We start from the raw sequence: 19,326 nt of genomic DNA, 5'->3' as shown, positions 1-19,326 counted from the left end.
TTCTCCTAATACAAGAAAACCGCCCGAAGGCGGTTTGGTTTAACAAGTTGGGTCAAAATGCTGAATATATTCAGGCTCGTCATCATCTTCCAGTAAGGATTTAATAACAGGATCATCGGTAAAAATCATTTTTGCCATTCCCATTAATACTGGCTCAATGCCGTCCTTATTTTCAACTTGTCCATTTACAGCCCAATCATTGTCTTCATCAAGGAAGAAATCAAAGTGAAGGTCAGCTGTGAAGCCTTTGTCTGCTTCAGGTACTAAGCGAATAATTTGATACCAGCCTTTTGTTACGACAATAGGTATTGTTGTCATCAAATCAGTTATTATGGTTCTAACTTTGTTTGGCAGTTTAGCGGAATATTTAGCACCTATCGTAAAGTTTAGTTCTTCTGTTGTTGGACAAACGCCAATAGAAACTGTGGTCAAATAATGTGCCGTCATATTCTTACCCCCATTTTCATCAAAATCCCCTTCGCATTCTGCACATAAATACTGGCGTGCATTATCTGTTCTTTATCCAGCAATTTCTCCGCCTGCTCAAGCTGAATAATCGCTTGGCGAAGTTGCATTTTTAAGGCTTCTAGTGTGGAAATCATTGTCTTTTCTCCCGTTTACCTTGCCATGTTTTACAGTAGGTTTTGCGCGTGTTGCACCACTCACGTTGTTTGAGTGTTACCGCTTGCTTTGCTGCTTCTCCCCACAATTCACTAGCTCGGGCATAATTGCCCGAACGTTCAATTGCTGCTGCGGTTTCCGTTGCTTCGCGATAGACTTCTTCTAGAACATCGCGGTCGATTTTCGGTCTTCGCCCCATTAGCGCACCTCCTCATCATTCGGTTTGATGACAAATTCTTCTTCATTTTCCCGAATACTCACACCTGCAATCGCCTTGGCATTATTCGGGTCAGCCAGCAAGGCTTCTTTGTTCACTTCTTCTTTCACGCGTAAGAACTGAAACAGCCCCAAGCTCTTGATATTCTCAATCACTTTCGCCATTGAACTAATCCCCACCTTCGGCGGTTTGGCACGCCATTGTACTTCTCCAGTGGTAAAGTAAGCCGTCTTCTGTTTGCCGCCGTTAGTGAGCTCTAAACGACGACTTTCACAAAACGCCTGCACCGCCTTTTGTAAAGGCTTCAATTGTTCTTTCAGCGCGGTCAATTGCGCCGTGTATTTTTCATCAACCGCTGCTTTCTCATCCGCTTGCTGGGTGGTTAATCGCACCTGCTCGCGTTCTAAATCGCCGATCTGTTTAATCGCCAACGCCACTTCATCTTGGGTTTGCAAGGCGATTTCTTGCACTTCACTTTTTACTCTTGTTGCGCGTTTAGCCATCTTAAAATTCCTTACTAAAATTTATTTTAATTTCTTCAACATTAGCATTTAAAGCTGCTTTGATTTCAACCATTCCATTTGCTCTATTGAGTTCAAAATGGTGAATGCCTTGCTCAAGAGCCGTTGCCATGACCATAGGGTTATTTCTTGTTTTAGTTGCAAATACGAAACAACATTTGAGAAATTCTTCTTTATTATCTCGGTTAATAATTTCAATTTTAGCCATTCTTTGTTACTCCTTTTTGGCAAGTATAAGGATAAAAATCCGCGTTAATTTTTGGGGTTAAGTTGCCGTTGGGGGAACGGAGATAAATCACACCGCTGATACAAAGTTCGGAATAAGCCCACGTTTGCTTTTGTATCATTACGTCATCACACCCAACCAACAAAAGTGCGGTTAAAATCAAAGTCGTTTTCTTCATACAGCCCCCTAAACCTGCATCACCACATCGCCATTCACTTTCGGCACGCCCAAACTTTCCGCTAAGTTCATCGCAGCGGTCAGCAAATTGTTTACCGCCAGCGGATACAACAAACTGGTGGTGGTTTTATTTCGTCCCACCGCCGTTAAGCGTTGTCGCACCGCTAAAAACGCATCTTCTTCAAAAATATCGCTCAATTTTTTGCCCACTTTCGCCAAGCGAAACGTCACATAGTTTTCCAACTCGGCATCGAGTGGGGCGAGTTCGACCACTTCACAGCGTTGCACCACTTCGCGCACTTCGGTGTTGCGTTCTGACAGTTTCAGCTTCAATTCAGGCTGACCAATCAACACAATCGAAATCAGCTTTTTAAAGCCATCTTCCAACTCAAAAAAGCGTTTCAAGTGTTTAAGCGTAGGAATTGGCAAGGAGTGCGCTTCTTCGATGATTAGCACGTTCGAATAGCCCGATTTACAGCTTTCTTTCAACACTTGATGCAACTGGCGAAAACGTGCTTCAGGCGAACGCTTCACGCTTTGCAGTGGGGCAAGGGTGGAAATAATCGCTTCGGCAATATGGGCTGCTTTGAGCGTTTTGCCCTTGATGTCGTTGTCTTCCATCGCGATAATGTAAGGCTCAATCACCGCAATCGGAGCGTTTTCGGCACGAATGCGGTCAATCAAATCCCGTCTGAGTGTGGATTTACCTGCACCACTTTCACCCACCACCGCCATAAAACCACCGTGCTTGGCGGTTTGATAAAGCGACTCCCGCACATAACGAATGTCGCTGGTGACGAAAACTTCATCAGCCGAGCGAACATCGACGGAAAAAGGGTCAATCGGTAATAAAAAATGTTTCTTAGTGGCTGGAAATAAAGCCTGTTTTGCGAGTAACATAATCTCGTCCTTAATTTCTCGTTTGGTTTTAAGGGCGGAAGCGGCAGGCTCGGTCGCCAAACTTTCCCCTGTCGCTTCCTTTTCTAATAGCGTTGCAAGCGGTTGGTTTATCCTAATCTTTTGCAAAGACGCTATTAAACTCTTCTCAAATGCCGCCCACTCGCGCACCCGTTGATTATGGTTTATCAACTGGGAAATGGTCGCAGGCGACACATTCATCATCTGTGCCAACTGCCTTAAGCTCACGCCCTTATCAATCAGCACCTGTTTTAGTTTCAGCATAAAATGCTCCTTCAATCAGTCCCCCTCTTTTGTAAAAAGGGGTAGGGGAGATTTTGGTGATTAAGCGGCAAGCAATTTCAAATGCGAGGTTTTAGGCTCTGGTGCCACAAACTCCGCTTTAAAATCCTCAAACCCTAAGCTCAACAGCCGTTCCGCTTCAAGTTGCGGCACGCCTTGTGGGTATCTGCCATTCACCCATTGATAACACTCACCGTTCCACAGCTCACCCCAGCGTGCTTTGCCGTTTTTGGCAAATTCCACCGCCGACATCGGTTTTTGCTCAACACGGCGTGCGTTGGTGGTCAGTTCGTGTTCTTGTCCTTTTTTCGGTAAGAACCACGTCAGCTTGCTTTCTTCAATATGTTTGTAAGGGTTGATTTCGCCGTTGAATAACGGTGCGTTGGCTTTCTTGGCTCGCTTCAACTCGTCTTCGGTTTCTACGCCATAAGCCAGTTGCTCCGCCTGTTCCTTATTTGCTTCAAACGCCGTTTTGCGGTGGGATTTGTATTCTTCGCCGATGATTGCCGCATCCACACGGAAGCCTAGTTCATTCACTTCAATCGGCTCCAACACCACCCAGTAAGGTTTTAAACTCATCGCGCCATCATCAGCAAAAATCTGCTCAAAGCACTGCACTTGCACACATTCAGGGCGGTACGGATTTTTGCCCACCGTGATTTTCTCGCCAATTTTCACATCAGGTACATCACGCACATCATATCGGCGATTTTCAAAGCTGATTTCCAATTTATCGGTCACCAATCGCTCGGTGAGTGCGGTAATCATCAGCTCTTGGCAAATCTCACGGCTGGGCGGATATAACAAATCATTGGCGTGGATTTTTCGCCACGCACCGTAACGTGTCATACCGTGTCGGCTATGAATGGCTTTGCCGTTGAAATACCGCATCCACTGGTGAGCAAGCTGGTTTAACTCTGCCAAGCCACTCACATTCATAAACCGCAAACCGCTTTCAAATTGGCGCTCCACAATATCATTGCCTTTTTCCACTTGCCCTTTGGCTCGGGCGTTATGGGCTTTCGGCACTTCAATTTTTACGTCTAACTGGTTCAGCAAGTGCGTGAATATTTGCGACGTATTGGCAGAACCACGGTCGAACATCAAAATTTTCGGCACACCGAAAAATGGCTCGGCAGGGTTATCTTTCTTCTGAATGGCGTTAATAAAGGTTTCTGATATGTTCTCTGCCGTTTCGCCGCCATACACATATTCCACATAAATCACGCCACTCGCGTGGTCGGTAATCACATACCGCCACACTCGTTGCGGTTCGACTTTCGCCACCGGCGGTAAGGCGGGGCGTGGGGGTAAAGTCACCATTCCTAAACGTCCGTGGTTAGGCGTAAGCGAACAAGACGAGCAAAAACTCTTGCGAAAAGCGACCGCTCTTTTGCAACGCCAAATCGACCAAAGTTAGTCACTTTGTCTAAAACTCAAAAATAACGCATAAAACGCCCTCTGTGGCGTTTTAAATTGGATTCGATAAATGATTGCTCGAAATCCCTTGGGCGTGTTTATAAACACCCGTAAACACGCAAAAACACGCCTTTTCTCCTTCTTCCCATTTCAAATTCTCTTTTTCAATCCTTAAACCAGTTTAAAAGCTACAAGCGGTCATTTTTTCTATGATGTGTGCAAACAAGGAGAACAAAATGACCTTTATTGAAATTTTCAAAGCCGGCAAACGACTAGATGCAAATGGCGTAGAAGTGGAAATTACCATCGATGATTTGCAACAAGCCGTCAATGCCTACGACGTAAACTTTCACGAATCCCCCGCGGTAGTTGGACACCCAAAACACAATGCACCTGCCTATGGCTGGGTAAAACGCCTTGAGTTGGACGGTGATGTACTCAAAGCCGAGTTCGACCAAGTGGATCCTGAATTTGCCGAAATGGTGGAAAAAGGACGATTTAAGAAAGTGTCGTCTTCGTTCTATCTTGCCGATAGCCCAAACAATCCTTGCCCGGGCAGTTTGTACTTACGCCACGTCGGTTTCTTAGGGGCAATGCCACCCGCCGTAAAAGGCTTGCGTAACCCTGAATTTGCCGAAAACGAACAAGGCGTAGTGGATTTTTCCGACTGGGCGGAAGCAGGTTTGTGGCGACGTTTGCGTGAATGGCTGATTGGCAAACACGGACAAGATGAAGCCGACAAAGCATTGCCTGATTATTTAGTCAATAGCGTGGTAGAAGAATCTATCCGCAATGATTTGAAACGGTATCAACAAGATGAAGCAGGTTTTCCTGTGCCGAATTTTAATGAACCGAATAACCCAACTTCAGACCCAGCTCAATCAACCGAAGGAGAACTTGAAATGACACCTGAAGAAATTGAACAGCTCAAGGCAGAAAACGAAAAATTGAAAGCCGAAAAAGCTGAAACCGCGCTCAACCAAGCCAAAGCCGAAAATGCCGACTTTGCTGAAGGTTTAGTGAAAGCAGGCAAACTTGCCCCGATTGCTAAACAGCAAGCGGTAGATTTATTGAACTATGCTTCCACCACAATGCAAGGTGGTGTAGTTGAATTTAGCGAAGGCGAAAACCTACACAGCAAACTCAAAGCCTTTTTGGATGCTCAGCCACAAGTGGTGAACTTCGGTGAAGTCGCCACCAAAGACAAAGTGGCAGCTCCGCAAGACGGCACGGTGGAATATGCCGAAGGCACAAACCCAGCCAGCATCGAAGCTGACCAAAAAATTATGGCGTATGCCAAAGAACACGGCGTGAGCTACACCGCCGCCTTTAACGCAATTTATCAATAGAAGGGAAATTTATGACTGCTCACAATCTCGCAGCACTCCGTGTGCAAGATCCTGTTTTAACCAAATTGGCACAGGGCTATCACAATTTAGAACTCATCGGCGAAGTGTTAATGCCGACCGTCGAAATCGACAAAGAAGCGGGCAAAATTCCGAAATTCGGTCGCCTTGCATTCCGCTTACCAAGTACGGTGCGTAACTTACGCGGCACGTCAAATCGTTTAGATCCTGCAGACATCACGGCAATCGACGTGGCGTTGGAAGAGCACGATGTGGAATACGCCATCGACTACCGCGAAGAAAACGAAGCGATTTTCTCGCTCCGTCAATTCGCCTTAAACACTACCCAAGATGTGATTGCACTCGGTCGTGAAAAAGAAGTGGCAACGCTCGCGCTTGATGAAAGCAAATACGACAGTGGCAACAAAGTCACGTTAAGCGGTACATCAAAAATCACCAGCAAACAAGCAGACATCTTTGCGATGTTCGACACGGGCATTCGTGCCGTGAAGCGTGCGATTGGTCGCAAGCCGAATGTATGCGTGATTGGAGGCGATGTGTGGGCGGCGTTGAAAGAACACCCAGCTGTCATTGAAAAACTCAAGTATTCACAAGTGGCGATTGTAACGCCTGAAGTATTCGGCAAGTTGATTGGCATTGATACCGTAAAAATCGGCGAAGCGGTGTATGAAGAAAGCAATCAACTTAAAGACATCTGGTCTGATGCCATTGTGCTTGCCTATGTTGCGCCACGTTCAACCGAACGCAAAGGCACAGTGTATGAGCCGTCTTATGGCTACACCGTCCGTCGTCAAGGTGGCTTATTTGTGGACACCTACAAAGAAAACGGTGGCAAGCTTGAAGTCATTCGCACCACCGATATTCACAAACCGCACTTACTCGGTGCATCGGCTGGTTATTTGATTAAAGGTTGCCTATAACCCCAAAAAATCCCCCCTCTTTAGTAAAGAGGGGTTAGGGAAGATTTGTAACACCGTTTCACTAGGAGAAACCAATGAACAAAAAACTTTACGTTGTTATCGGCACCATGGCCATTCTGCATAACGGCAATCGTTATGAACAAGGTGCAAAAATTGAATTAACCGATGAAGAATACGCCCAAATCTCGCTTTATGTGAAGCTAGATGAAGCCGAAGACGAAAAACGCAAACAGGCGGAAGCTGAGGCGGAAAAAGCTCGTCTTGCGGAAGCAGAAAAAGCCCGCAAAGAAGCGGAAAAGGCAAACAAAAACAACAAAGGCGAAGGTAAAGAATAATGTACATTCAGGCACAAGATTTAACGGAAGTAGTGAGCGAAGTGGTGCTTGTGCAACTCTCTAATGACAACACAAGAGCAACGGAAGTCGATTATGCCGTATTAAACAAGGCGTGCGAATACGCTACCGAAACGGTGGACGGCTATTTACGTTCACGTTATTTGCTACCGTTAAATGATGTGCCAACGCTTGTGCGTAACATTTGCCTACAACTGGCTCGCTATTGGTTGTATTCACGCCGTCCTGAAGGTAAAGGCTTTCCCGACAATGTAAAAGAAACCCACAGCCAAGCCTTAAAAGATTTGGAGCACATTGCCAGTGGCAAACTGCATTTGGGCTTAACGGAAATCGGCGCGGAAGGCGATGACAGTTTGCCGTCTGCGTTGAAATTTAAAGCCCGTGCACCGCAGAAATTGGATTTGTCGGGCTATTAAGGGAGCATCTATGAGTGCCACTTTGCCTATTTTGGAAAGCATCCGAAACCACATCGAACAGAAGACCACGCGTTTTTCCATCGAGTTGTTTCCCGATGACTTAGACCGCTACAACCTCACCGACCAATATGGTGCGGTGCTGGTGCAGTATGCAGGTTCCAAATTTGAAAGTCTTGATAGCACCGACATTATCCAACAGCGCCGCAAAGTGCTGATTGCCCTCACAGTGATTGCCCGCAGCCAACACGATGATACAGGGGCGTTGGAAATGCTCGACCAACTCAGGCTGGCGATTGTGGGATTTCGCCCGACAAATTGCACCGCTTGTAGCTTAGTGAGTGAAGAATTTGCAGGTGAAGACGATGGGCTTTGGCAATATCAACTGATTATTCAAACGGAAACGTGGCAGGTGGAAGTACACCAGCCGCAAAATTTACCAAAATTTACCGCGGCATGTTACCGCCGCAAAGAACCATAAGGAGAACATTATGGCGTTTCATCACGGAACGAAAACAACACGCGTGGCAGGCGGTTCTGTCGCGGTGGAAACGGTGGACGGTGCAATTATTGGCATCGTAGGGACTGCACCTATCGGCGCAGTCAATGAATTGACCGTGTGCCAAACCACCAAAGATTTTGCTCAATTTGGTGTGATTTTAAACCAAGGCTTTACCCTGCCTGATGCCTTTGATGTATTGGCTCGCTATGCTGCAGGTAAGGTGTATGTGGTCAATGTGTTAGATCCGAAAAAACACAAAACCGACATAAACGATGAAGTGCTTACCCAAGATAGCAGCACTTTAATGGCGAAAACCGCAAAAGCGGGTCTATTAAGCCTAACGCTTCAATCAAACAGCCAAACCTTATCGGAAGGCAGCGATTACAGCGTGAATTTGCAAACAGGGGAAATTACCTTGAAAGCAATGCACGAAGGCTTAAAAGCCACTTATGCCTATGCCGACCCTGAAAAAGTGACGGAAGCCGACATCAAAGGCGGCATTGATTCAGCGACGGGCAAACGCAAAGGCTTGGAATTGGTGCGTGATGGTTTCAACCTTTACGGTGCGGATGCAAAAATTCTAATCTGCCCTGAATTTGATAAAACCGCAAGTTGTGCTGCCGCACTTTCAACTCTTGCAGAACAGCTCAAAGCAGTAGCTTACGTGCAATTACCAAAAGGCACATCGCTTTCTAAAGCGATTCAAGCTCGCGGCCCGATTGGTGTATTGAATGCCTCCGCAAGTTCTGAACGTGTTCGCCATTTCTATCCCTATGCGCTTGGCTCAAGTAATACATTAGAAAGTTTAGCGGTGCACGCAGCAGGCTTGCGGATGAAAACCGATACCGACAACGGCTACTGGTTCTCTACTTCAAACCGTCAGTTGCAAGGCGTGATTGGAATGGAAGTGCCATTGACTGCTCGTGTGGACGATGAACAATCAGAAACCAACCTGCTTAACGCAGTAGGTATTACCACAATTTTCAATAGTTTTGGCACAGGCTTCCGCTTATGGGGTAACCGCTCATCAAACTATCCAACAGTAACCCATATCATCAATTTTGAAACGGCGTTGCGCACAGGCGACTTAATTGACGAAAGCATTCGCCGCACCGAGTTGCAATTTATCGACCGTCCGATTGATGACGCATTGATTGACAGTCTAACTGAAACCGTGGACACCTATTTGCGTGCATTGCCGTCTATCGTGGGTTATAGCGTCAGTCTTGACCATGATTACGACTTGGTGGATGAATTTAGTAAAGGTCACGTGCCGTTGATGTATGAATACACGCCAAAATTGCCAGCGGAATTGATTGGCAATAAATCGGTAATGACCCGTAAATACTTAGTGAACTTGGTGTCACAACGCTAGAAGGAGAAAATTATGAGTACCGCAATTCATCAGATTGTGAACGCCAATGTGTATATGAACGGCAACTCGCTTTTGGGCAAAGCCAAAGAGTTTAAATTACCTGACATCGAGTTCGAGTTTATTGAACACAAAGGCTTGGGGCTACACGGCACAATCAAACTGCCTGCAGGGTTAAATGCAATGGAAGGCGAAGTGATTTGGGATAGTTTTTATCCTGAAGTACGAGTAAACGCCTATAATCCTTATAAAAATGTGTAATTGATGGCACGTTCTAATGTGCAAGTGTTTGATTCTCGTGGCTTGGCTGCGGAAGAAGCCCTTGTCACCATTATGAACGTGGCATTTAATAAAACCACAGGTGGAAGCTTGAAAAATAAAGAAGCGACGGAACATTCCGACACCTTCCAAATTTATTCCATCAAGCAAATCCTTGCAGGTAAAGAAGTCCTTTTTGTGGACGTGCTTGCGAACATTTACCGCGTAAACGGTCAAGATGTATTGCAAAAATACCGCACGAATATTGGGCAGTAATTCTTTAAAGCAGTTTAAACGACCTTTAAAGCTCATTTAAGTAAACTCCTTTGTGAAAGTTAAACAACATACTCACAAAGGAGTTTTTTATGTCTCAAAAAGTCGATGCAGTTCGCACCACCATTAAATTATCCAGCCCGATTAACTTACCTGATGGCACAGTCATTGAAGAAGTCAAAGTGCGTGATCCGTTAGTCAAAGATTTCCGTATTGCAAGCCAACAAGGTAAAACAGCAGAAGACCGTGAAATTATCGTGGCTGCCTTATGTTGTGGTTTAGTCTTGGAAGATATGGACTTAATCAAATGGAAAGATTACGTTCAAATTCAACGATTTCTGTTTGGTGCAAGCAGTGAAGATGGAGACGCTGAATAATGCGATTGCCGACATTGTTTGGTGGTTTGGTTTTTCAGCAGAAGAAATTGATGGTTGGACACTAAAAGAACTTGACGATTGGCTTTTTCAAGCCAATCGTCAGGTTAAGGCGGGTTATGTACGAGCTTGACGGTAAAATTTAACCAGCCCAATAATTGCCCCTGTGATTGTTGCAGCACTTAAAGAAAGCAAGGTCATTAAAGGGGCAGTTACTAACGCGATAATTGTGCCTAATACAAGATAAAGAATAAAACCCACACCAAAAGCAATAAAGAAGTTGTCTGTGGCATTAAACATACCTACCCAATACCACCAAGAAAACGCCAAAAAACCGATAGAAAACAATAAACCTATCACAGACCAGTAGGCTTTTTCTACTATATCGTAATCTTTCCAGTCTTCTATGATTTCTTTGAATAAGTCGAACATAAATGCCTCCTGAATTTTTCGTATATTTAACATAGTGAGCAAAAAATGGCAAATAATTTAGTACTTGGTTTAGTGATTGGTGCTTCTTTAAAAGGTAGTTTTTCTGCTGCCTTTGGAAAGGCGAATAAAACCATTGAAAACCTTTCTAATAATTTGGGTAAAGCAACCCAGCAAAACGAAAAATTGGGTGCAAAAATGGCGAAATGGCAAGAACGCCAAGTCGCACTGCATCAAAAAATGCAACTTGCCTATCTTTCGGGCGATCAGAATATTGGCAAACTTACTCGACGTTATGAGCGAATGCAGGCAGTAATTGCTCGCACAGCAGAAAAGCAACAACATTTTACCCGAGCCATTCAATCTTCTGAAAAAGCCCAAAAGTCTTTATCAAAAGCAATTGATGCTCAAAAAATGCGTGCTCAGAATAGAGAAGAATTAAAAAGTAAGATTTTTACAGCAGGTGGAACAGCTGCATCTATCGCAATGCCCGCTTGGGGTGCTGTTAAAAGTTATATCACTCAAGAAGAAGCATCAAATAATTTAAAAATTGCAATGATGAAAGCAGATGGTAGTTATGGGCGATTTGATGCAATAGATAAAAAAGCTGGGCAATTAGGTAATAAATTGCCTGGTTCTAAAGCCGATTTCTTACGAAATGCAACAAGCCTTTCCGAACAAGGCGTATCTGATGAAGTGATTGAAAATGGTGGCTTAGAGGCTTCTGCCAATCTTGCCGTTTTGCTTAATATGGATCAAGGTGAGGGAGGCGAGTTTCTTGCTAAATTTATGGAAGCAAGGGGATTAAAAGATTCTGAACTTTTTGAAGCTGTTGATATGTTACAGCGAGCTAAATTTGCAGGCGGCTTAAGTAAAGATCAAATGTACGGTTCAATGTCTTATAACGCCACGGCTATTCGTGGTCTTGGACTGACGGGGCTTGAAAATACGAAAAAATTACTTGCTTTAGAAGGAATGAATGGACAACAAGGCTTGGAAGGCACTTCATTTGGTACAAACTTTTCTGCAATGTTAGAACGTTTTAATGAAGGTCCGAAAATGATTGCTGAAGCCAAAAAAGGAATGAAGGCAGAGGCAAGAGATATGATGGAATCTTCAGGCGTCGATTTCCAATTCTACGATAAGAAAACGGGCAACTTTAAAGGCATTGATGGTGCACTTCAAGAGTTGATGAAATTTGAGAAAATCAAGAAAAAATTTGGCGATGAAGGTGTTGGGCTTGTTGCGAAAGAGTTGTTTGGTGTAGAAGGTGCAAGGGTTGCTAAGGTTTTAATTGAACAAGGTGCTGAGGGGTTAGAAAAATTCCTCAAGAAAATGGATCAGCAAGCCAGCATTACACAGCGCATTGAACAAAAAACAAGTACGCTTGCTTCTTCATTAGAAAGTTTAGGTGGTGTTTGGGATAGTGCTGTAGGTTCTTTTGGCTCCGCTTTTGCAAGCGATATTAAATCACTTTCAAATGATTTACAGGGATTTATTGAAAATACGCTTACCCCCTTTATCAATGAACATAAAACTTTAATTAAATGGGGAGCTTATGTTGCAGGTGGATTTGCCTTATTAAGCACGGTTGGTTTAAGCCTTAAATTTGCGTTTAGTGGCATAGCATCCATTTTTTCAGCAGCATTTATGCCATTTAAAGTATTTAAGGCAATTAAAGCAGCAAAAGAACTTGAAAGCTTAACGGGTACAGTTACCAAAACAGGTAGAGTAATAAAATTGCTTGGTTCAGCTTTTGGTATTGCAAAAAAAGCCTTTATTGGATTAGGGCAAGCTTTGCTTACCAACCCTATCGGCTTAACCATTACCGCCATCGCTGTTGCCGCCTATCTCATCTATGACAACTGGGAACCTATTTCTGCGTGGTTTGCAAATCTTTGGACAAATATAACCGCTTATTTCCAAAGTTTTTGTACGTGGGTGCAAGGTATTTGGAATGGCGCGACTGAATGGGTGTCGAGTGCGTGGTCGGGGGTTTCGGATTATTTTGGACAACTGTGGGACGGTATTACTAGTTTTTTCGATTCAGGCATCGGCAACATTACTGCCACGATTCTCAATTGGTCGCCACTCGGTTTATTCCAGCAAGTATTTTCTACCGTGTTGTCGTGGTTTGGTATTGATATGCCAGCGAAGTTTACCGAATTTGGTTCTAACCTTATCAATGGCTTAGTCAATGGTATTCGCAATGCGTGGGACGGAGCGAAAGAATGGGTTATTAGTCTAGGACAATCTATCAAAGGTTGGTTTACTGGCGAAATGAAGATCCATTCCCCTTCACGTGTGTTTAAAGGTTATGGCGAAAATATCGTCTCAGGGCTTGCCATTGGGATTGCTGAAAATGCCCTTCAAGCCACACAAGCGGTCGATAAAATGGGGAAAAAGGTCAAGAAAGCAGCTCCAAAAAACGTGGCTGCACCTGCAATAAAAGCCCCAAAAATGCCAACGGTTGAACCACTGGTAGCAAAAAGTGCGGTGAAATTCGAGCCTGTTTTAAATGGCATTGAAACCGCCTTTAAACCGCTGTTAAACGAGAAAAAAGGCTTTTTAGGCACACTGTGGGACGATGTGAAATTCGGAGCGAATTTTGTCGGCAATCTGCTTGGGCTAAATCAATCGACCGATTTCCGCACGCCTGATTTTAATCAGGCAAGCGGTCAAAATCCGTCAATCTTTCGCGATTATCAACCGCTAAATAGAAATGCGGTTACCAATAACGAAACCAATCAGCACAACGGCATCATGGTCAATTTTAACCCGACCATTAACGTGAACGGTAGCCAAAATCAGGGCGTAATGGAACAGGTGCAGCAAGGGTTGAATATGAGCCTTGTGGAATTTGAACGCCTGCTTAATCGCGTGCTAGACCAACGTCAGCGGAGAGCCTACTAAGGAGAAACAACGATGTATTTTATGCTAGGTAATATCGTCTTTGAGCCTGTCAATTTGACCGACTTCAACGAAACCCATTCGGCAGATTTTGCCGAACACGCGGTGCTCAAAGGCAAGCCAAAATTGCAAGCTATGGGCGAGAAACTGACAGATTTATCCTTTGCGATTCGCCTACACCACAAAATCGGCGGCGTGGAAAGTCGTTATCAATCGCTACTTTCGGCAAAAGCCAAGCAAGACGCCCTTGCCTTGATGTGGGGTTCAAAATACAAAGGCAATTTTGTGATCACCGATATTTCATCGACCACCCTTTTCACCGATGCCAAAGGCAATGCCTTGGCTCGGGAGATGAATATCAGCTTGCGAGAGTTTGTCGGTAATGGGCAAAACAACCTGCTGGGTGCGGCGTTGAATGTGGGCGGGAAATCCTTGCTCGGTTCGATTTTGCCGAAAGGCTTAACCAACACACTTTCAACTGTGAAAACGGCGGTTAGCCGTGGCGTGGAACTCTACAACCAAGGCAAACGTGCGGTGGATGAAGTTCGCAACACCATTGCAGTAGTTCGCCCGTTGGCACACAACCCCGCTTCCGCATTGGCGTATTTGCCGAGTACGCTTGCTAATTTAGACAACGCCTTGGGTGGTTTTGGCGAACTGGTCGGAATGCAATCTGCTTTCGAGGGAGTTCGCCAGTATCTGCCTGCCATTAGCGAATTTAGCCGTGATGTGTCTGCGGTATATGATGATTTGCAAATAATGAAACAGAGTTTCAGTCGGGCGTCTGCTGATAGCGAATGGAATAACTGGTTTACGCCTGCCGATAATGCTTTAACTGAAATCAATGAGCGGCTGGATAATTCCGCAAATTCAGTGGCCAAAATGACCGCTTGGATCGTGTTGCGTGAAGATGAAAACGTGGAGAATGAAAATGACCCAAACCGTCCTTAAACACACTGTCAAACAAGGCGAACGCTGGGATAACCTTGCTTATTATTACTATGGCGACGCTCTGGAATATGCTCGCATCATTAGAGCCAATCCACATATCAGCTTTTGCGAAGTGTTGCCGACAGGGGCGACCGTGTTTATCCCTGTGCTAAATGTGAAGCCGACCCAAAACGAAAACCTGCCGCCGTGGTTAAGGGGTGATAATGATTAAAGTGCAACATCCCGATTTTTCGCTTTTTTATGAGAAAACCAATATCACGGCAGACATTGAACCGTCTTTGCTGGAATTGACCTACACCGACTATTTAGAAGGGCAATCGGACGAGCTGTCCGTTTCCTTTGAAGACATCAGCGGCAAGTGGATTCGCCAATGGTTTCCCACACAGGGCGATAAACTCAAGGCAGCGATTGGCTATCAGGGCGAGCCGTTAGTCGAAATTGGGGCGTTTGAGATTGATGAGGTGGAATACGGCTATCACCCATCTAGCATTACCTTGCGAGCCTTATCCACTGGCATTAGCAAAGCTAACCGCACGCTCAAGCCGAAAGCCTACGAGAACACCACGCTCGCCCAGGTAGTGGCAGCGGTGGCAAATCGCCTGAAGCTAAAAGTGGTGGGCAAAATTCGCCACATTCCCATTCAACGCATTACCCAATATCAAGAGCGTGATGTGGAATTTTTAGCACGCCTTGCTCGTGAATATCATCACAGCTTTAAAATTGTCGGCAATCAGCTGGTGTTTACCGATAAAGATGAACTCGGACAAAGTGAACCTGTGGTCGTGTTGGATGAAAGCGAATGTATCAGCTTGCGACTTCGAGATCGGATTAAAGACACCGCAAAACAGGTGGAAATCAAGGGCTTTGACACAAGCGGTAAAAAAGTGCTGAAAAAAAGCAAAAAAGCGACCGCACTTCGCCCGAAAATGAAGCAAGCACAGGCAGCAAGTGGCGATACGCTCAAAATCACCACACGTGGCGAAAGCTAAGAACAGATTGATGCTAGAGGCGATGCAGCATTAAGCGAGCAAAACGAAGACCAAAGTGCAGGCGATATTACCCTGATTGGCAACCCAAAACTGGTGGCAGGTTCGACTATTTGGCTTAAAAATTTGGGCGTATTTTCTGGCAAATACTTAATCAAACAATCACGCCATACCTTTAACAAACAGGGCTACACCACCAGCATCGAGGTGAGAATGTTGGAATTTATCCCAGATGATTTGATGACTTTAGGCATGGAGATGACGAATGCAAACCCATAATTTTGGTGCGACCTATCAAGAAGGCATTGTGTCGGCAATCGACCCGAAAAGCCACAAAGTGCGATGCAGAATCCCTGCGCTTGAAGATTTGGAAACCGCGTGGCTTTCGTATCTCACGCCCAACGCAGGTGGCAATCAATTTTATTGCCTGCCAGACGAGGGCGAATTAGTCGCGCTACTTCTTGACACTCGCGGTGAGGGCGGTTGTGTGCTAGGTGCAATTTATAACGCGCAAGACCCGACACCAACTAGTGATGGCGATATGTGGATGAAGAAATTCAGTAACGGTACGGTCATTTCGCACAATCGTAAAAGCGGTGATGTCGTTGTGAAAACCCAAGGACACCTCACTGCAACAGCAGACGGTGGTGCAACTATTAACGCTGACACCACTATCAATGGCAAATTGCACGCCACAGGAAAAATTACATCAGACACAGAAGTTTCCGCACCGAAAGTAACTCAAGGAAGCATTGAACTCGGCAAACATAAACACACAGGTGACTCCGGCGGTAAAACAGGCATTCCAGAATAGCCCACTTCTTTAAATCAGTTTAAAAGCCCCAGCCCAAATAGCCTTGTATCATCAAGGCTATGAATACAAATCCGATACACTCAACCCACTGGCAACTTGCACCTAACCTTAATGAACAGGCGATGCAAGGCATTGATGATATTCATCAGTGTATTGCCAACATTCTCAACACACTCAAAGGCACCGATGTGCTTCGCCCCGAATTTGGCTCCGACCACTTTCGTTACATCGACTACCCCGAAGACATCGCACTGCCCAATATGGTGCGTGAAATCACGCTTGCCCTACAAAAATGGGAACCCCGCATCGAGGTTGATCATATCGCCATTGATGGACAGGCTCCGTATTTTGAACTGACAATTTATTGGGCGTTAGTGGATGAAGTGTATCGGGAGATTTATCAAACCACACTCGTAATGTAGGAACCGCAATGAAAAAAGAAGACGTAAAAATTGTGTCTGACGACATCAAGCAAATTTTAGCGGATGCCATTGCCGACTACGAGCAGCGCACAAGTAAAACATTGCAACCTGCCCATATTGAACGCTCTATTATTCAATCTTACGCCTACCGCGAAATGTTAGTGCGACAAGGAATTAACCATGCCTTTTTGCAAACCTTTCCGCAATTTGCCACAGGGCTTGCTTTAGATTTATGCGGTGAGCCAATGGGCTGTTATCGTCTATCTGACCAAGCAGCAGATGTCACCTTGCGATTTAATGTTGCAGGCAGTCATTCGGCAATCGTGATTCCGCAAGGCACGTTAGTTGGTGCAACCGACAGCCTATTATTCGCTACGCAAACCGAAGTGCGAATTAACCCGACCGAGCAATATGTAGACGTTACCGCCATTTGCCAAACCACAGGCGAAAGTGGCAATGGCTGGCAAATCGGGCAAGTAAAAACGCTCAAAAGCGAACTGCCAACCGATGTAACCGCCTCCAATATTGATGTATCGGCAAATGGTATCGACACTGAAAGTGATGATGACTACCGCAAGCGGATTTTGCTTGCGCCAGAAGCCTTCACCACTTGCGGTTCGGTTGCCGCTTACGAATATCACACTCGTAGCGTGTCGCAAGTGATTTCTGATGTGGCGATTTCCACCCCTCAAGGTGGCACGGTCAAAGTCACGGTATTGACCAAGCACGGACTGCCGTCTGAGATTTTGCAGAAAAAAATTCGCCATTACATCAGTGGTGAAAAACACCGACCGCTGTGTGACACCGTGATTGTGGCTGCGCCTGAACGCAAAAGCTATCGTGTGGTTGCTAACTTAGATTTGCTCGCTACCGTCGCCGAAAATGAAGTGAAAGCCAAAGCTGAAACTGCGTTGCGAACCTATCTTTCATCACGCACGCAAAAATTGGGGCTTGACATCGTACCGCTTGATATTCAAAGCGTGCTGAAAGTCGCAGGCGTGTATAACGTGCATTTGGTAAGCCCACAACTTACCGAGCTCACACCTGAACAATGGGCAGAATGCGAAAACATCACGATAAACATCAACGCGGAGCGCAAAGATGGCTAAGTTGCAATATCCGTCAATTATTGAAATATCGCCAAAACTGACCGCACTTGCTAACCTTGGCAAGCGGTTAAATCGGCTGGATAAATCGCAAATTATGACCAGTTTTGTAGATTTAGTTCCGACCGAGTTTCTAGAGCTACTTGCCGAAAAATGGAGTGTGACAGGTTATGACGGCTGGTTGCTTGCAGAAAGTGAAGATGCCAAACGTAAGCTGATTAAACGAGCGGTCGAACTGCACCGTTACAAAGGTACGCCTTGGGCAATGCGGGAGATTATCCGTCAGCTTGGGTTTGGTGAAGTGGAGATTATTGAGGGATTATATAACCAGAACTATCAAGGCAACATTCAGTACAACGGCATTTTTACTTATCACGACACCCGTAAATGGGCACATTACGTAGTGTTACTCAAACAACCCGTTACTCAAGACCAAGCGGATTTGTTGCGAAAAACCTTGCGGGTGTTCGCGCCTGCGCGTTGTGTGTTGGCAAGCCTTGACTATCAGCAAGTGGCGTTACGCTACAATGGCAAACAACGCTACGATGGACAATTTAACTTTGGGACAGCATAGGAAAATTTATGGCAAATCTAACTGAAATAAGCAATTGGGAAGACGGTATTTATCGCATTGAAACTTCTGACCCAGTATTAGGTGGTGAAGAAGGCATTGCCAACAAATCCATCAAACAACTCGCCAATCGAACCAAATATTTAAAAGGCCAAGTAGATAACATCAATCGCGAACGTACCGGCTACGCCACCAAAACCAGCCCTGCATTCATCGGAGTGCCGACTGCACCAACCGCAGCAGCTAGCACGAACAACGCTCAAATTGCAACCACAGCATTTGTGAAAACCGCAATCGCCGCATTGGTGGGTTCTGCGCCAGCGGCATTGGACACGCTGGAAGAACTGGCTCGTGCGTTAGCAGGTGATGCAAACTTAAAAGCGACGTTGCTTGCTGAAATTGGGAAGAAAGCCAACGCCACTGATTTTAATGCCTTACATGATTTATTTATTGGTATCCCTATTCCTTATCCGCTCTCTACCGTCCCAACAGGTTGCTTAGCCATGAACGGACAGCGGTTTGATAAGACGCATTATCCTAAATTGGCTTTGAAATACCCATCAGGGCAACTACCAGACATGCGCGGTGAATTTATCCGTGGCTGGGATAATGGGCGTGGGGTAGACGTGCGGCGGACATTGTTGTCGGCACAGGGGGATGCAATTCGGAATATTACAGGTGGTTCAGATAATATTTTGAAATCTAAAACTACAGCAAATAGAGGAGCGTTTTCAGGCAGTGAAACTGATTGGCGACCAACATTGGCAGATCGTAGCACAAATCTAAATTCAATAAATACTGGCGATTCTTACGTATATAAAGAAATGAACATTGGCTTTGACGCAAGTCGCGTTGTGCCAACAGCGAATGAAAATCGCCCCCGCAACATCGCCTATCACTACATCTGCCTAGCCGCATAAGGAG

24 protein-coding genes and 4 pseudogenes are annotated in these 19,326 nt (G+C 45.3%); 19 read left to right on the top strand and 9 right to left on the bottom strand.

The genetic code is table 11. The features are described 5' to 3' along the window. Positions 1 to 39: 39 nt before the first annotated feature. The 8 genes and pseudogenes from QQS40_RS02490 to QQS40_RS02455 all read right to left on the bottom strand — a co-directional run. Entirely contained in the window at positions 40 to 447 is a 408-nt protein-coding gene (locus QQS40_RS02490) for a hypothetical protein (RefSeq protein WP_329505955.1), read from the bottom strand. Continuing rightward, positions 444 to 602, bottom strand: a complete 159-nt coding sequence (locus tag QQS40_RS02485; RefSeq protein ID WP_329505953.1) for a hypothetical protein — start codon at positions 600 to 602, stop codon at positions 444 to 446. Before QQS40_RS02485 ends, QQS40_RS02490 begins: the two co-directional genes overlap by 4 nt. Beyond that, positions 599 to 820, bottom strand: a complete 222-nt coding sequence (locus QQS40_RS02480) for an ANR family transcriptional regulator (protein ID WP_329505951.1) — start codon at positions 818 to 820, stop codon at positions 599 to 601. The genes QQS40_RS02485 and QQS40_RS02480 overlap by 4 nt, the downstream gene beginning before the upstream one ends. After that, entirely contained in the window at positions 820 to 1,341 is a 522-nt protein-coding gene (locus QQS40_RS02475; RefSeq protein WP_329505949.1) for a host-nuclease inhibitor Gam family protein, read from the bottom strand. Before QQS40_RS02475 ends, QQS40_RS02480 begins: the two co-directional genes overlap by 1 nt. A gap of 1 nt (position 1,342) precedes the next feature. Next, complete coding sequence (locus QQS40_RS02470; protein WP_329505947.1) at positions 1,343 to 1,567, bottom strand: hypothetical protein; 225 nt, start codon at positions 1,565 to 1,567, stop codon at positions 1,343 to 1,345. Continuing rightward, positions 1,560 to 1,763, bottom strand: coding sequence for a hypothetical protein (locus QQS40_RS02465; RefSeq protein ID WP_329505944.1), 204 nt, complete (start codon positions 1,761 to 1,763; stop codon positions 1,560 to 1,562). Before QQS40_RS02465 ends, QQS40_RS02470 begins: the two co-directional genes overlap by 8 nt. An 8-nt stretch (positions 1,764 to 1,771) precedes the next feature. After that, a complete protein-coding gene (locus QQS40_RS02460; RefSeq protein ID WP_329505942.1) occupies positions 1,772 to 2,944 on the bottom strand; it encodes an AAA family ATPase in 1,173 nt (390 codons plus the stop codon). 60 nt (positions 2,945 to 3,004) lie between these two features. Then, positions 3,005 to 4,249, bottom strand: a pseudogene (locus tag QQS40_RS02455) (TnsB C-terminal domain-containing protein); the annotation flags it as partial. A 1-nt stretch (position 4,250) separates the two neighbouring features. Here QQS40_RS02455 and QQS40_RS02450 point away from each other — a divergent pair. The 10 genes and pseudogenes from QQS40_RS02450 to QQS40_RS02405 form a co-directional block, all read left to right on the top strand. Beyond that, positions 4,251 to 4,382, top strand: a pseudogene (locus QQS40_RS02450) (phage virion morphogenesis family protein); the annotation flags it as partial. Between the two features lie 235 nt (positions 4,383 to 4,617). After that, the gene (locus tag QQS40_RS02445; RefSeq protein WP_329505940.1) at positions 4,618 to 5,730 is read left to right on the top strand and encodes a peptidase; all 1,113 of its coding nucleotides are present in this window, start codon (positions 4,618 to 4,620) and stop codon (positions 5,728 to 5,730) included. Positions 5,731 to 5,741: 11 nt separating this feature from the next. Further along, positions 5,742 to 6,668 (top strand): major capsid protein, encoded by a 927-nt coding sequence (locus tag QQS40_RS02440; RefSeq protein WP_329505938.1) that lies wholly within the window; start codon positions 5,742 to 5,744, stop codon positions 6,666 to 6,668. Between the two features lie 74 nt (positions 6,669 to 6,742). Then, entirely contained in the window at positions 6,743 to 7,003 is a 261-nt protein-coding gene (locus QQS40_RS02435) for a DUF7210 family protein (RefSeq protein ID WP_329505936.1), read from the top strand. Then, positions 7,003 to 7,437, top strand: a complete 435-nt coding sequence (locus QQS40_RS02430; protein ID WP_329505934.1) for a gp436 family protein — start codon at positions 7,003 to 7,005, stop codon at positions 7,435 to 7,437. The genes QQS40_RS02435 and QQS40_RS02430 overlap by 1 nt, the downstream gene beginning before the upstream one ends. A gap of 10 nt (positions 7,438 to 7,447) precedes the next feature. After that, a complete protein-coding gene (locus tag QQS40_RS02425) occupies positions 7,448 to 7,915 on the top strand; it encodes a Gp37 family protein (RefSeq protein ID WP_329505932.1) in 468 nt (155 codons plus the stop codon). Between the two features lie 10 nt (positions 7,916 to 7,925). After that, positions 7,926 to 9,311: a phage tail sheath family protein gene (locus QQS40_RS02420; protein ID WP_329505930.1), complete on the top strand. Its 1,386-nt coding sequence runs from the start codon at positions 7,926 to 7,928 to the stop codon at positions 9,309 to 9,311. A 12-nt stretch (positions 9,312 to 9,323) separates the two neighbouring features. Continuing rightward, a pseudogene (locus QQS40_RS02415) lies at positions 9,324 to 9,842 on the top strand (phage major tail tube protein). An 89-nt stretch (positions 9,843 to 9,931) separates the two neighbouring features. After that, positions 9,932 to 10,216 (top strand): phage tail assembly protein, encoded by a 285-nt coding sequence (locus tag QQS40_RS02410; RefSeq protein WP_329505928.1) that lies wholly within the window; start codon positions 9,932 to 9,934, stop codon positions 10,214 to 10,216. Further along, positions 10,200 to 10,346 carry a GpE family phage tail protein gene (locus tag QQS40_RS02405; protein WP_005661658.1) on the top strand — a complete coding sequence of 49 codons (147 nt, stop codon included), beginning with the start codon at positions 10,200 to 10,202 and terminating at the stop codon, positions 10,344 to 10,346. Before QQS40_RS02410 ends, QQS40_RS02405 begins: the two co-directional genes overlap by 17 nt. Here QQS40_RS02405 and QQS40_RS02400 read toward each other — a convergent pair. Further along, positions 10,331 to 10,645, bottom strand: a complete 315-nt coding sequence (locus tag QQS40_RS02400; protein ID WP_329505924.1) for a hypothetical protein — start codon at positions 10,643 to 10,645, stop codon at positions 10,331 to 10,333. The genes QQS40_RS02405 and QQS40_RS02400 overlap by 16 nt on opposite strands. A gap of 45 nt (positions 10,646 to 10,690) precedes the next feature. On the opposite strand from QQS40_RS02400, the gene QQS40_RS02395 reads away from it, so the two are divergent. The 9 genes and pseudogenes from QQS40_RS02395 to QQS40_RS02355 all read left to right on the top strand — a co-directional run bounded on the left by QQS40_RS02395 (position 10,691) and on the right by QQS40_RS02355 (position 19,322). Continuing rightward, on the top strand, positions 10,691 to 13,555 hold the full coding sequence (locus QQS40_RS02395) for a phage tail tape measure protein (protein WP_329505922.1): 2,865 nt from the start codon (positions 10,691 to 10,693) through the stop codon (positions 13,553 to 13,555). Positions 13,556 to 13,567: 12 nt separating this feature from the next. After that, entirely contained in the window at positions 13,568 to 14,503 is a 936-nt protein-coding gene (locus QQS40_RS02390; protein ID WP_329505920.1) for a phage tail protein, read from the top strand. Further along, positions 14,484 to 14,714 carry a tail protein X gene (locus QQS40_RS02385; RefSeq protein WP_329505918.1) on the top strand — a complete coding sequence of 77 codons (231 nt, stop codon included), beginning with the start codon at positions 14,484 to 14,486 and terminating at the stop codon, positions 14,712 to 14,714. The genes QQS40_RS02390 and QQS40_RS02385 overlap by 20 nt, the downstream gene beginning before the upstream one ends. After that, positions 14,707 to 15,768 (top strand): annotated as a pseudogene (locus tag QQS40_RS02380) (phage late control D family protein). Before QQS40_RS02385 ends, QQS40_RS02380 begins: the two are co-directional and overlap by 8 nt. Continuing rightward, the gene (locus QQS40_RS02375; protein ID WP_329505916.1) at positions 15,755 to 16,303 is read left to right on the top strand and encodes a phage baseplate assembly protein V; all 549 of its coding nucleotides are present in this window, start codon (positions 15,755 to 15,757) and stop codon (positions 16,301 to 16,303) included. The pseudogene QQS40_RS02380 and the gene QQS40_RS02375 overlap by 14 nt, the downstream one beginning before the upstream one ends. A 59-nt stretch (positions 16,304 to 16,362) precedes the next feature. Further along, positions 16,363 to 16,725 carry a GPW/gp25 family protein gene (locus tag QQS40_RS02370; RefSeq protein ID WP_329505914.1) on the top strand — a complete coding sequence of 121 codons (363 nt, stop codon included), beginning with the start codon at positions 16,363 to 16,365 and terminating at the stop codon, positions 16,723 to 16,725. Between the two features lie 8 nt (positions 16,726 to 16,733). Beyond that, on the top strand, positions 16,734 to 17,834 hold the full coding sequence (locus QQS40_RS02365; protein ID WP_329505912.1) for a baseplate assembly protein: 1,101 nt from the start codon (positions 16,734 to 16,736) through the stop codon (positions 17,832 to 17,834). Then, on the top strand, positions 17,827 to 18,405 hold the full coding sequence (locus QQS40_RS02360) for a phage tail protein (protein WP_329505910.1): 579 nt from the start codon (positions 17,827 to 17,829) through the stop codon (positions 18,403 to 18,405). Before QQS40_RS02365 ends, QQS40_RS02360 begins: the two co-directional genes overlap by 8 nt. Before the next feature lie 8 nt (positions 18,406 to 18,413). Further along, positions 18,414 to 19,322: a phage tail protein gene (locus QQS40_RS02355; protein WP_329505908.1), complete on the top strand. Its 909-nt coding sequence runs from the start codon at positions 18,414 to 18,416 to the stop codon at positions 19,320 to 19,322. Positions 19,323 to 19,326 lie beyond the last annotated feature (4 nt).

It is taken from the genome of Haemophilus parainfluenzae (genome assembly GCF_036288925.1).
In the GTDB taxonomy this organism is placed as follows: Bacteria; Pseudomonadota; Gammaproteobacteria; order Enterobacterales; family Pasteurellaceae; genus Haemophilus_D.
This window is presented reverse-complemented; position numbering and strand designations above follow the sequence as displayed.